Annotated in this window: 8 protein-coding genes; 6 read left to right on the top strand and 2 right to left on the bottom strand. The window is 59.4% G+C overall.

Features of this window, described 5'->3' with window-relative positions; translation table 11 throughout:
* The first annotated feature begins 14 nt into the window (after positions 1-14).
* From arsB to B9A13_RS08965, 4 genes are all read left to right on the top strand, one after another.
* On the top strand, positions 15-1,091 hold the full coding sequence (gene arsB, locus B9A13_RS08980) for an ACR3 family arsenite efflux transporter (RefSeq protein ID WP_084234813.1): 1,077 nt from the start codon (positions 15-17) through the stop codon (positions 1,089-1,091).
* Positions 1,091-1,495 (top strand): arsenate reductase ArsC, encoded by a 405-nt coding sequence (locus B9A13_RS08975; RefSeq protein ID WP_084234812.1) that lies wholly within the window; start codon positions 1,091-1,093, stop codon positions 1,493-1,495. The genes arsB and B9A13_RS08975 overlap by 1 nt, the downstream gene beginning before the upstream one ends.
* A 91-nt stretch (positions 1,496-1,586) precedes the next feature.
* Entirely contained in the window at positions 1,587-2,090 is a 504-nt protein-coding gene (locus B9A13_RS08970) for a helix-turn-helix domain-containing protein (protein WP_159448089.1), read from the top strand.
* Between the two features lie 211 nt (positions 2,091-2,301).
* Complete coding sequence (locus B9A13_RS08965; protein ID WP_159448088.1) at positions 2,302-3,177, top strand: DUF2935 domain-containing protein; 876 nt, start codon at positions 2,302-2,304, stop codon at positions 3,175-3,177.
* A gap of 126 nt (positions 3,178-3,303) precedes the next feature.
* Here B9A13_RS08965 and B9A13_RS08960 read toward each other — a convergent pair whose 3' ends face one another.
* Positions 3,304-4,389: a M20/M25/M40 family metallo-hydrolase gene (locus B9A13_RS08960; protein WP_159448087.1), complete on the bottom strand. Its 1,086-nt coding sequence runs from the start codon at positions 4,387-4,389 to the stop codon at positions 3,304-3,306.
* A gap of 886 nt (positions 4,390-5,275) precedes the next feature.
* Between B9A13_RS08960 and trpB the strand changes: the two genes are divergently transcribed.
* Together trpB and trpA are read left to right on the top strand one after the other, a co-directional pair.
* Positions 5,276-6,469, top strand: a complete 1,194-nt coding sequence (gene trpB, locus B9A13_RS08955; protein ID WP_084234808.1) for a tryptophan synthase subunit beta — start codon at positions 5,276-5,278, stop codon at positions 6,467-6,469.
* A complete protein-coding gene (gene trpA / locus B9A13_RS08950; RefSeq protein WP_084234807.1) occupies positions 6,453-7,232 on the top strand; it encodes a tryptophan synthase subunit alpha in 780 nt (259 codons plus the stop codon). The genes trpB and trpA overlap by 17 nt, the downstream gene beginning before the upstream one ends.
* 107 nt (positions 7,233-7,339) lie before the next feature.
* Here the strand turns inward: trpA and B9A13_RS08945 are convergent, their stop codons facing one another.
* Positions 7,340-12,805, bottom strand: coding sequence for an S-layer homology domain-containing protein (locus tag B9A13_RS08945; RefSeq protein WP_084234806.1), 5,466 nt, complete (start codon positions 12,803-12,805; stop codon positions 7,340-7,342).
* Positions 12,806-12,831 lie beyond the last annotated feature (26 nt).

Raw genomic sequence — 12,831 nt, 5'->3', positions numbered from 1 at the left:
TAGGGGGCGGCGGTATGGAAAAAGAAAAGAGCGCTGGTATCGGTTTCTTCGAAAAATACCTGACGCTTTGGGTTGTTCTGTGCATGGGCGCCGGGGTGCTGATCGGGAAATATCTTCCGGCATTTCCCGCTGCTCTGGAAAAGGTTCAGTATGCCGGGCAAAATATACCGATTGCGGTTCTGATCTGGATCATGATCTATCCGATGATGATGAAGATTGACTTTCAATCCATTAAAAACGTACGGAGAAATCCTCTGGGCTTGCTGATTTCAACCGGAAGCAGCTGGCTGATCAAGCCGTTTCTGATGCTCGGCTTAGCGTCGCTGTTTTTTTACGTTGTGTTTCAGTCTTTTATCCCCGCCGAATTGGCAAGGAGCTATGTAACCGGCGCCGTTTTGCTGGGCGTGGCTCCCTGTACCGCGATGGTGTTTGTCTGGAGCAATCTCTCCCATGGGGACCCCGCGCATACGCTGGTTCAGGTTTCCATCAACGATCTGCTGATAATAGTCCTTTTCGTGCCGCTTACGTCTTTCCTGCTTGGCGTGAATCAGGTGCAGATCCCGTGGGATACCCTGTTCTTTTCCATAATTCTGTTCGTTGTGATTCCCCTGGCGGCCGGCGCTCTGACAAGGGTGATTATGATCAGGCGAAAAGGGCTGGAGTATTTTAACAGCAAATTTGTCCCCAAGTTCGACGGAACAACGACTTCGGGACTGCTTTTAACCCTGATTATCATTTTCACGTTTCAGGGCAGGACCATTCTGGAAAATCCGTTTTATGTTGTACTGATTGCCGTCCCCCTGGTCCTGCAGAATGTGATTTCCGCAAGCTTTGCCTATACGATTTGCAGGTGGGTGAAATTGCCCCATTCCATTGCTGCGCCCGCTTCGCTGATAGCTGCTTCCGATTTTTTCGAATTGTCTGTGGCCGTGGCGATCTCTTTGTTTGGACCGGATTCCCCGGTAGTGCTGGCATGTACCGTCGGGGTCCTTACGGAGGTGCCGGTCATGCTGATACTCGTGAGGTTTATCAATAAAACGAAAGGCTGGTTTCCGTCCCCGGACGCCGCTTTGAAAAGTGAGGGTGAATAATGGGTAAAGTCAGGCCGAAGGTTGCCTTCATCTGCGTTCATAATTCCTGCCGCAGCCAGATTGCCGAGGCCCTGGGAAAGCATCTGGCCTCCGGTGTGTTCGAAAGCTTTTCCGCGGGGACGGAAACGAAGGACCGCATCAATCCCGACGCAGTGAGACTCATGGAGGAGCTTTATGGGATCGACATGGAGCGGACCCAGCGTCCGAAGCTGCTGTCGGAAATCCCTCCCGTGGACGTGGTGATTACCATGGGCTGTAACGTCCAGTGTCCGTATCTGCCCTGCAGACGCCGGGAGGACTGGGGCCTGGAGGACCCCACCGGGAAACCGGACGGGGAGTTTATCAAGATCATCCGGACGATCGAAGGGAAAGTCAAAGCGCTGCGGGACGGATACGCCTCATGATTCCGGTTTTAAATAGCCGCCTCTACGATTCGTAGGGTGAAATATCGGGCGGTCTCGTTTATAATGGGAAAAAACCGAAGGAATGAGGCCGATGAACAGTATTCAGTGCGGAAGGTTTATTTCGGAGCTGCGCAGGGAGAGAAAATGGACGCAGACGGAACTGGCGCGGACCCTGGGCGTGACCGACAAGGCGGTTTCCCGCTGGGAGACCGGAAAAGGGTATCCGGACGTATCCATATTGAAGCCTCTGGGCGACACGCTGGGAGTCACCGTCAACGAACTGCTCAGCGGTGAGAGAATTTCGCCCGAAAACCGGCAGAACAGGGCGGAGGAAACGATCCTACGCACTATGAAATCCAGCCGACGCGTTCTGCGCCTGACCAGTCTGCTTATTTTCATCATCGGCGTATTCTGTCTTGTGATTTCATTGAAGTTATTTTACAATATGGCCGTGTTCGCCGACGAATACAACACCTCGCCCGCGGTGGTCTGCGGAGGCTGGCCGTGGCTTCTGGCGGACTGGCTTCGCCTTGCCCTCCTGGCGGTTGCATCTGGTGCATCGGGAATAAAATTCTTCGCCGATTTGAGGAAATGAGCTCGGCGCAATAAAATCCGTGCTTGTCATAAAATCCTCGGGTGTTTTTTAGGGATTTTAGATCCTGAAAAAACGCCCGTTGCTGCTTTTTCGCATGGAACTTCATTTAAAAAATCCCGCCTCTGCGAAAAAACGGAGCTGCCGGCGGCGGTTTGTAACGTATTTTTCGAAGAATCATAAGATGGGTATTATGGGAATATGGAGTGGTGGTATGCTGTCGAGAGAAGAGTACATACAGCTTTCCCTAACGTACAACCTGTTCTGGATACGGATCATGAAGGAGCACGCGGTTTTTATCGAGGGCGCGATGTCCCCTCCCGGAAAACAGCTGGCCGCCAGAGCCAATCGGTTCAAGCAGCAGTTCGACCGGCTCCTCCTGGTCGCCATACGCCTGGCCGCCGATTCCGTTCCGAAGGAGGCCCTGCAGTCGGGCCAGTACTATACGCGCTATACCGAGGAAGCCGAGCGGGTTACCCAGAGGGACACGGGAATTGCCATAAACAGCGATCTGACGAGGCTGATGTACAATATCGCCCCCCTCAATCCGCATCTTGCCGTGACGGCGAAAAAGGAGCAGGAGATATCCGCCCTCAATCAAAACATCCTCAGCCTGACGAACGCCCTGGCGAAGCTGAAGGCGGAGGTGCTCGGCAGCCAGACGGCCTGCAGCCTGTTCACCTTTCTGTTTGACGCCGACCTGGAGCACGTGCTGTTGGAGGCCCGGAGATACATCGAGATCCTGAGAAATCTGCAGAACCGGGACGACGGCGTAAGGCAGGATTATAAGAAATTCTGGATTGAGAATATGGCGGGACACGCCAAGGTGATGCGCGGCCTGTTTGACCCCGCGGAATCCAACTATATCGAAGCGGCCAACCAGTTTGCTAGGACCTTTGACTCGCTCCTGCAGAACGATCTCTATCTGACAAACCCCGCCGTTTTGACCGACACCAAAGCCATCGGAGAGTTCAAGGCGGATGCCACTCGGGGGATCCTGGAGTGCAGGGTAAAATCCGTCATGCTGCCCCTGTACACGGATCATCTTCTCCGGGAAGCCAGCCATTTTATCTATTTGATGCAGGGATAAAGAAAACGGAGTTAACATAATACAAACGCCGCAGGACCCGCCTTTTTACCCGGCGGGTCCTGTTCTGTTTTTTCCGGTTTATCGTACAGACCTGATAAAGAAATTTCCGGCATGCTTTTCATTTGTTTATCCTTGTTCCGCCAGAGCGTAAAAGAAGGCCATGGCAGCGGGCAGGACCCGGTCGTTGAAGGTATAGTCCGCGGTGTGAAGCTGAGGCCAATCGATTCCCGCTCCGATGCCCGCCATGGCGGCGGGAACGGCGGTGACGTAATGCCCGAAGTCCTCCGACCAGCGGAAGGACTCCGGCAGCTCTTCGCACAAAAGCCCCGCAGCCCGGCAGGCGTTCTCCAGGCGGGAGCCGGCGTCTGGGTCGTTCACCATGGCGGGGAAGACATCGCAGAAGGAAAAGGAAACTCCTGTGCCGTCCCGGGCGGCCTCCGCCTGCGCCGCGTTCTCAAGAGATGAAACCAGGGCCTCCATATCCTTTTCCAGACCGGTGCGCAGCGTGAGCCAGACCTCGGCCTGCCCCGCGGCGGAGCCGAAGGCCCGCTCGCCCATCCGGGCACCCGCCAAAGTCGCCATGACGAGACCATCCCCGCCCGCCTGGGCGGTAAGCTCCGGCAGGGCGGAGATGAGCCGGGCGGCGGCAAAGCCGGGGTTCCTTCCGTATTCCGGATAGGCGGCGTGGGAAACCCGGCCGGAAAAAGAGAGAGTCATCCCCCGGGAGGCGCAGGCGAAGACGCCCCGGCGGGTAAGGACGGTCCCTTCGGGATAGCCGGGGATGTTGTGAAAGGAGTAAGCCCGGTTGACCCCGTATGCCTTCAGAGCCCGGCTGCAGACAATTCCGCCCGCTCCCGTTTCCTCGGCGTGCTGAAAGACAAGAAGGATATTTCGACCCAGCCGTTTACGCTCCAGCAGAAGGCCGAGGCCCGCCAGAGCGGCGCTGTGCCCGTCGTGCCCGCAAAAGTGCCGGGCCCCCTCCCCGAAGGGCAGGGCGTCCATGTCTGCCCGGAGGGCGACGGTTTCCGAAGCCCCCGGCTCCCGGTGAAGGGCGGTAAACCATTTGCCCTCGTCCGTGACGCCCAAGGAGGTGTTTTCCCGGAGAAATTTCATCAGACGGGCCTTTGTCTTTTTTTCCTCCCCGGAGCGCTCCGCCAGGGAATGCAGCTCCTCCCGCAGGGCGCGGACGGTATCGGTGACGTGGTGTTCCATGTTGATTCCTCCGGAAATATGGTTTACCGGCATATGCTTTGCGGCTTATATGGCATCGCCGCCGGTTACCCCGGCTGGGGAGAGACGGACGCGCCGTCAAAGAAAGTATACAGCCGCTTTGCGGCTCAGCCTGCCGAAAAAGCCTCGCAGAGTTTCGCCGCCGGAGCGGCGAAATAAAATCGGATGATTTTCGGGCGCGGCGTGTACGTGCCCGAAAATACTTCTCAGGCTGCAAGCTTCGAACCGCCCGCCTAAGGCGGACGGCGAGGCGCGCGGCAGACTGCAGGCCCTTTTGTCGAAAAACGCGGAGCGCCTTTTTCGACAAGCTCAGCCGCTTTGCGGTTATTATACCGCCCGCCGCGCGGCGGCGCAAGCCGCCGGGAAGAATCCCGGCGGCGGCGGCAAGTAAAAAATGAAAAAGAAGTTGACAAAACGCCGAAAACCCCGTATAATGCGGTTTAAATTTATATGGAAACCTTAGATGGAGAGAAGTAGCGTTTTTAAGCTGCGTTTTCAGAGAGCGGCAGGGGGTGGGATTGCCGCGGCGCAAAATACGTGAATGGACTCAGGAGGGCGGCAGGAAATCGCTAACGCGATGAATGGCCGACGGGGACTGCACCCGTTATCCCGGCAGCGCACATGACGGTGTGCGGAAAAGTGGGCGATTTTCGCCAATTTAGGTGGTACCGCAGAAGCAGCAGCTTTTGTCCTAATACAGGACGAGGGCTGCTTATTTCATGTCCGCTGAGCAATTGTAAAATAGGCGCCCGGCGGCCTTACGCCGTGGACGTGCTCTCCGGCGTGGAAAAATCCCGGGGCATCAGGGACCCGGAAAAAATCTCGGCGCTCATGGCCTCCGCCATGGCGCTGTAAGGGGGTAAAGGGTATGTCCAAAGGGCGCTACGGCGTTCACGGAGGCCAGTATATTCCGGAGACGCTCATGAGCGAGCTTATTCGGCTGGAAGAGGCCTATGAATTTTATAAAAACGACGCGGGGTTTAAAAGGCAGCTGGACACCCTGCTGAAAGAATATGCCGGAAGGCCGTCGCTTCTGTATTTCGCGGAAAAGATGACCCGGGACCTGGGCGGCGCGAAGATCTATCTGAAACGGGAGGATTTGAACCACACCGGCTCCCATAAGATCAACAACGTCCTGGGCCAGGTGCTTCTGGCAAAGAAGATGGGAAAGACCCGGGTCATCGCGGAGACCGGCGCGGGACAGCATGGTGTGGCGGCGGCCACGGCGGCGGCCCTGCTGGATATGGAGTGCGAGGTCTTCATGGGGGAGGAGGACACCCGGCGTCAGGCGCTGAACGTCTACCGCATGGAGCTTTTGGGGGCAAAAGTGCACCCCGTCATGAGCGGCACCCGCACCCTGAAGGATGCGGTGAACGAGACCATGCGGGAGTGGACCCGGCGGGTGCACGACACGCATTATGTCCTGGGCTCCGTGATGGGGCCCCATCCCTTTCCCATGATGGTGAGGGATTTCCAGAGCGTCATCGGCCGGGAGGCCAGGGCGCAGATGCTGGAGAGGGAAGGGCGGCTTCCCTCGGCGGCGGTGGCCTGCGTGGGGGGCGGCAGCAACGCCATGGGCCTGTTTTATGCTTTCATCCCCGACGAAACCGTCCGTCTCATCGGCTGCGAAGCGGCGGGGCTGGGGCTGGACACGGGGAAGCACGCCGCCACCATCGCCATGGGCTCCCCGGGGGTCTTCCACGGGATGAAGTCCTACTTCTGCCAGGACGAGTACGGGCAGATCGCCCCGGTCTACTCCATCTCCGCGGGGCTGGACTATCCCGGCATCGGCCCGGAGCACGCCTACCTTCACGACACCGGAAGGGCGGAATACGTCCCCGTGACCGACAGCGAGGCGGTGGAGGCCTTTGAATACCTGGCCCGCACCGAGGGGATCATCTGCGCCATAGAAAGCGCCCACGCCGTGGCCCATGTCCGAAAAATAGCCCCGTCCATGGGTCCCGATGAGATCCTCCTGGTCTGCCTTTCCGGCAGGGGGGACAAGGACGTGGCCGCCATCGCCAGATACAGAGGAGTGGATATCCATGAGCAGGATTCTTAAGGCTTTTGAAAATGGTCCCGCCTTTATCGGCTTCGTCACGGGAGGGGACCCCACCCTGGAAAGCAGTGCCGGATTCATAGAGGCCATGGCGGACGGCGGCGCGGACCTGATCGAGATCGGCGTCCCATTTTCCGACCCCGTCGCCGAGGGCCCCGTTATCCAGGAAGCCAATCTCCGGGCCCTGAAAAACGGCTGCACCGTCGACGGGATCTTCGGCCTCGTGGAAGCCGTCCGGCAAAAGCATCAGGTGCCCCTCGTGCTGCTGACCTACCTTAACCCCGTCTTCCATTACGGTTACGAGCGCTTTTTTGCCCGCTGCCGGGAAACGGGGGCGGACGGAGTCATCATCCCCGACCTTCCTTATGAGGAGAGGGGGGAGCTGTCCGGTATCGCGGCGAAAAACGGCGTGGACGTTATTACCATGATCGCCCCCACCTCCGCGTCCCGGATCCGGATGCTGGCGGGGGAGGCGAAGGGCTTTGTCTACGTGGTCTCCTCCATGGGGGTCACCGGGGTGCGAAGCGAAATTGAGACCGACCTGGAGAGCATCCTTGCCGTCGTCCGGGATAGTACCGGCACGCCGGCCGCCGTCGGCTTCGGCATCAGCACCCCGGAGCAGGCTCTGCGCATTTCCCGCCTGGCGGACGGCGTCATCGTGGGCAGCGCCATCGTGAAGATTGCCGCCCAGTACGGTGCAGGGGCCGCGCCCCATATCCGGGAGTATGTAAGGACCATGAAAGACGCGATCCGGCAGGGCCGGTGAGCTGACGCAACAGGGATTCCAGAAAAGGAAATCCGCGCAAAAAAGGGACCGCCGAATAGGCGGTCCCTTTTTTGCATGTTACAGGGTGGGGATGCTCTCATTAACTGTCAGGGAGTTGGGCGGAGGTCCTTATCCAGTGCTTCGGTAAAGGCCTGGACCATCTCGTCAAAATCGCTGGCGGTGGATCCCGTGAAGTTATTGCTGATAATGAGATTGCTGTCATCCGACACCTTGCTAAGGAATTCGGTGATATCCGCGCCCAGAAATTGGGCGGCCTTGGCCATGAGGACCTTTGCCTGGGCGTAGGTCAGCCTGGAATAGGGCTCCGCGCCGATACCGTCGGAACCGGCTCCCTCGGTGCCGCTGATCATTCCGATGGAATACAGCGCCGCGTAGGCGAACCGGGCGTTGGAATCGCCCGTGAGGCAGCTCCAGCCGGAGAAAGCAAGCGCTCCGACGTCGTTTGCCTCGTCGTTGGTATCAAAGGCGGAGTAATTGCTGATCTTGCCGTTGACGCTTTCGGAGAAGCCGCTCTGTATGCCGGTGGGCGCGCCATCAGTGCCGCTGGTTTGATACAGATACCGGTAGATGCACTGGATGAGGGCGTTTTCGTCGGCGAAGGTGTTTACCGCACCGGTACCGGTGATGTACGAGTGCTGGGTATCCGGATCGTACAGGTTCAGATATCCGTACACATTGATGTCGCTGGCGGTTTCCAGGGTCCCGCCGGCGAGGATCTTGATGCCGCCGTTTTTCCCCACGGTCACGGTGCCGTTGTTGACCAGGGCACCCGGGTGTTCCGCGTCACCCGTGCCGATCTCCAGCTCCCCGTTTTCCACAGCCAGGGTCGAGGCGGCTGGAACGGTCAGGGTGTACGCGCCGGTGTGAAGCGTTCCGCCCCAGTGATCCGTCATGCCGATCTTCAGGCCATGGGTGAGGGTGAGGTCGGATTTCAGTGTGATCTCTCCCTCGATAAGAGCGGGCATTTCTGCAGCTGAAAGCTCCTCAAAGCTCCGTACCAGCTGCCAGTATGCGCAGAGGATCGCGCCGCCGCTGTTGGCAAGAGTCCCGGAGGATTCCTGGAAAACGTTGCCGGACCCCATGATACGGCCGCCCGGGAACAGGGTGATATTGTTGTAGTTGTAGATGGTTCCGCTGTTGTTCACGGTGCCGTCCACCTGGATATAGCCGTCGTTGTTGATGGTGAAATCCGTACCGACCGCCATCGATCCGTAGACCCAGAGGTCTCCGCTGTTGTTGAGCCAGTGGCTGCCCGCGAGGGTGAGGGACATCCCGATGGGCACCTCGATGCCGTCGTCCCACTCGATGTAGACGTCGGCGCTGACGGTGAGGCTGCTGCCCAGCTCGATGTCGCAGTGGTCCCCCATGATGTCGATCCGCTCGTATACGGAGGACCGGGTATCGGCGGCGTCAAACAGGGCAGCCCAGTCATGGACTACGGCGATATCCTGATAGCCGGAGTAGCCGGTGATGCTGCCCTGGTTTTTATAGCCCTCCGAGCCGGTTTCCTTGTATTCGTCCATGCGGTAGACGATTCCGTGGTCGGCGTTCACCGTACCGCTGGTTACAAAGCTGCCGGTGGGCCATACCTGCAGGATGCCGTCTTTCTCAGACGTTCCCAGAATAATGGTCCCGGCGTTCACGAGGCTGCCGTTCACGTGCAGGGTGCCGCCGTACATGGTGAGCGTCGCGTCGTTGGGGACGGTGAGTTCGTAGGCGTCGTAGGTCTCCTTCTGCGTTACTTCGTTCCACGTGGTCACCGTTTCCACCCAGACATCCCAGCCGGAGAGGGTGGTAGTGGTGCCTGTGGGAAGCTCGATATCCGCCATGATGTCCATCCGTCCGTAAATTTCCAGGCCGGTGGTGGCCTTGGTGTCGCCCTGAGCCACGATCCTGGCTGTCTGGGCAGCCTGCGCCGCGGCAAGTCCGTCGGCGGAGTAGACCTGTGCGGTGTATTCGATCCAGTTGGAGTCGTTCGTCAGGTTCGTTATGAAAGATTCTTTTATTTCGGTGGTGGCGTCTCCGCCGGTCTTCCCGTAGGTGTCGCAGATCTTCATGTAGCCCGCGTTGTGGAAGGATGTGGAGCTGTCGATGGAGCCGCCGGTGATGATCAAAGAGCCGGTATTGTTGGTAAAGCCCACCTTGCCAGCATCCAGCGCGGAGCCGTCGTTGACCAGCGCGGTGCCGTTTAGCTCCATATTATCGTTGGAAACGAAGACGCCGTGATTCTGAATCGTTCCGCCCTCGGCGTAAAAACTGCTGCCGTAAGTGTCCTCTTTCCGCATGTTGGTGAAGGTGCCGTTGTTAACAATGGTGCCTGACAGATCCACTTCACGCATGTTGTTTAAGAAGCTGCCCGAGGGGATTGCAAGAGTGCCGTTTATCACCAGGACGCCCTCGGAACCCCGTTCGGGATCGGAGACGTTCCGGTATTCCACGGTGATGTTTTTGCCGGCGGCGGCGGTGAGGGTTGCACCGGGATCGATGACGACATGCTTAAGAATGGAGAGATTGTCTGTAAGTTCAATGTAGCCCGTGATGTGGATCTCCTGAACGTAATTGAGCGGGAGATATTTCAGGAGATCCGCTTTTGTTGCCGCGTCCACGGAGCCGACGCTCAGGGCGGCGACATAGCTGTCCATCAGCTGATCGAGAGAGCTGCCCGTGGTTTCGGTGCCGTTGGTGGAGCATACGCCGTTTGTTCCGGAAATGCTGGGCGTCCAGCTCGTTCCGGCCGCTGTTGCGAAGTCTCCCAGCAGGTCGGCGATTGCGTCGCGGTCGGCGAAGGTGTAGGGGTCAAAATTCGATGTGGAGAGAACACTGTTTTTGAAGAGCCAGGTCAGGGCGTATTTGCCCTCGGTATCGCCATCGTCCACGCCCGCCAGGGCGTCTGCATAAGTGACGTAATCGGTAGCCTCGTCCACGTCATCATGGAGAATGCCGCCCAGACGGCTCCACAGCTGCCGGGCCACGTCCGTCAGGTTTGCGTAGTGGTTGACGGTGCCGCCCATTGCCTCCTCGTCTGCGTCCAGCCAGCCGTAGACCTCGATGGTGCCGCTTGTGTTGGTGATCGTGCCGCCGGCGTTACGAATCCCGGTTTCGCGCTCCAGCACGACGGTGCCGTTGTTGGTAAGGCGTCCCCCTACCTGGATATAGGGATTTCCGATGATTTGATCGGTCCCGGTTTTCAGGGTGAGAGTTTTCCCGCTGCCCACGGTGAGAGAAGCGCCCTCGTCGATGAACACGGGGAAGGGAACCGGGGTATCCGCGGTAATCGTCAGGCTTCCCGTGATCTCCGCGTAGTAGCAGGTGGGATCGGCAAGGGCCTCGTTCCAGCCGTCGCTGTCGGCAACGAGGTGCCCGAAATAGTGCTTGCCGCCGTCCTCCTCGGAGCCGCTGCCGCTGCCATTTGACACGCCGCAGCTTTCCTTGATGAAAGTGCCCCGGTTGATGGCGGTGCCGTTTATGGTGAGAGTGCCGGCGAGGTACACCTGGCCCCCTGCTTCGATGGTAAGGCTGTGGCCCGAGGGGATGACAAAGGTGATGGTCTTCTGGAGGGAGAGCTCCTGCCCGCTCCGTACAATGAGATCCGTCGTTGTCGTGAAAGTCGTGTCGTCAAGCCCGATACTGACAATCCGGTAATACGCGTCGTCGGTTCCGGATACGCTCCGGGCGAGGGCCGTCTGCAGCGCCAGGATGCCGAAGGCCACCAAGATATGCTGCGTGTCCCCGCCCTTGTCGGTGACGTTGGGGATCTGGGGAGCCTCGTAGAGCGCTTCGAAGCTGGCGTCGTTTTCGTTGAAGCCGCCGAAGTCCAGGTAGTTGATCCAGCCCGAGTTTTCAAAGGTGCCGGTGTTGGTGACGGCGGCCAGGGGATAAATTTCGATATGACCGTTATTGTAGAAGGCGCCGTTGTTGATAAGCCTGCCGCCGGTCCCCGTTTCAAAGTCGTCGGGCATGATGTGCAGCCGGCCCTCTACGCCGTCCTGAGGCGCGTTGATCGTATATATCGTGCCGTTGTTCGTCAGGGTTCCGATGAGCTCAACGGTGGCCGAGCCGATGGCGAGGATGGCACCGGAATTTACCGTTACCGGCTTCGTCAGGGTGACGTCGGAATCCACCGTGAACTCTCCGTTTACCACGATGGCGGTGACCGAGCTGTTATTGGCCGCCGCCAGGAACCCCGCCTCGGTGGCTACGGTGGCCGTGTTCCCGGAACCGCCGCCGCCGGTAGTGCCGCCGCCGGTTGTCCCGCCCGGTGTTACTGCGGTGCCGTTGTTCGTGACCCCGGTGGTGCCGGCAGCCGCGGTGATGGAGGTGTTCTGGGTATTGACGGCCGTGTTGTTGCCGCTGACGACGGCCTCGGTCACGGTGCCGCCGCCCTGGATGACCACCTGGGAGGCCGTGCTTTCCACACGGGCCACCGTGGCGCCCGCGGTCACCGTCAGGGTTGCGCCCGTCGCCGTCTGGGCGATATCGGTCACCGTCACGGTGCTGGTCCCGCCCACAGTGACGGAGGCGCTTCCCGCCGTCACGGAAAGGGTGGTGACCGAAGCGTTCTGAAGCGTCACGGGCGTGTCGGTCTGGACCGTCACGGCGTTGTACACGCCCTCCAGGATGATGTCGTCGCTGCCGTCGTCCACGTAGACCATTTGAACCCGGCAGCCCTCTTCCGCCTGGATGCGCACGCCGCCGTCTCCGGTTTTGCTGACGATGATGCTGCCCACGCTGCTGCTGTTGATGATATGGATGGAGTTTTCGCCGCCGCCCCGGACCACCACGCGGCCCGTTACGGTCACGCCGTCCAGAGTTACGTCGCCGCTGCCCACGCCCTCGCCCAGGATGAGATCACCGGAAATGGTGACGCCCCGGAGGGTGACGCCGGCGGCATTCACCACCGCGTTGCCGCTGATGTCGGCGGTGTAGGTGCCCGCCTTGGAGAGGTAGACGGAAACCAGGTTGTACATCACCTGAGCAAATTCCGCACGGGTGATGGTGGAGGCGGGATTCAGCTTCCCCGCGCTACCCTGTATGTACCCGGCGCTTACCATGGCCGCCACAGAGGGAAGGGCCCAGGAGGAAACCTGGGTCCGGTCTGAAAACGCCGAAATGGCGCTTTCGCTGCCTTCCGGGAGTTTGAAGGCTCTGGCCAGGACCGTGAAAGCTTCCTGACGCGTGACCGGGTCCTCGGGCCGCATCGCGCCGCCGGAACCCTGGAAGGTGCCCATGCGCACAGCTCTTGCAATATCCGAATAGTACCAGGTGGAGGACGCGACGTCGGTATAGCCGCTGATGTCGGCCGTATCCTCGGCGCCGAAGGCCCGGTTGAGTACGGCGGCCAGTTCCGCCCGTGTCAGGGATTTCTCCGGCATGAGCCTGCCGGAGTCCCCCTGCAGCAGGCCGTTGTCCGCCGCAGCGTTCAGGGCGTCATAGGCCCAGTTGTCCGCCGCCGGCATGTCCGAAAAGGCGGGAGCGGCCAGGACTGCCTGAGCGGGGAACAGGGAAAGGACCATGCAGAGAGAAAGCAGGATGCCAAGCAGTTTTCTTCTCATTAACTCTTCACTCCGTCCTATTGTGA

The sequence above is a fragment of the Papillibacter cinnamivorans DSM 12816 genome (assembly GCF_900176335.1).
GTDB classification, from domain to species: Bacteria; Bacillota; Clostridia; order Oscillospirales; family Oscillospiraceae; genus Papillibacter; species Papillibacter cinnamivorans.
This window is presented reverse-complemented; position numbering and strand designations above follow the sequence as displayed.

Coding starts and splice junctions, on each gene's coding strand:
- arsB (WP_084234813.1), top strand. CDS start 15: ATGGAAAAAGAAAAGAGCGCTGGTATCGGTTTCTTCGAAAAATACCTG.
- B9A13_RS08975 (WP_084234812.1), top strand. CDS start 1,091: ATGGGTAAAGTCAGGCCGAAGGTTGCCTTCATCTGCGTTCATAATTCC.
- B9A13_RS08970 (WP_159448089.1), top strand. CDS start 1,587: ATGAACAGTATTCAGTGCGGAAGGTTTATTTCGGAGCTGCGCAGGGAG.
- B9A13_RS08965 (WP_159448088.1), top strand. CDS start 2,302: ATGCTGTCGAGAGAAGAGTACATACAGCTTTCCCTAACGTACAACCTG.
- B9A13_RS08960 (WP_159448087.1), bottom strand. CDS start 4,389: ATGGAACACCACGTCACCGATACCGTCCGCGCCCTGCGGGAGGAGCTG.
- trpB (WP_084234808.1), top strand. CDS start 5,276: ATGTCCAAAGGGCGCTACGGCGTTCACGGAGGCCAGTATATTCCGGAG.
- trpA (WP_084234807.1), top strand. CDS start 6,453: ATGAGCAGGATTCTTAAGGCTTTTGAAAATGGTCCCGCCTTTATCGGC.
- B9A13_RS08945 (WP_084234806.1), bottom strand. CDS start 12,805: ATGAGAAGAAAACTGCTTGGCATCCTGCTTTCTCTCTGCATGGTCCTT.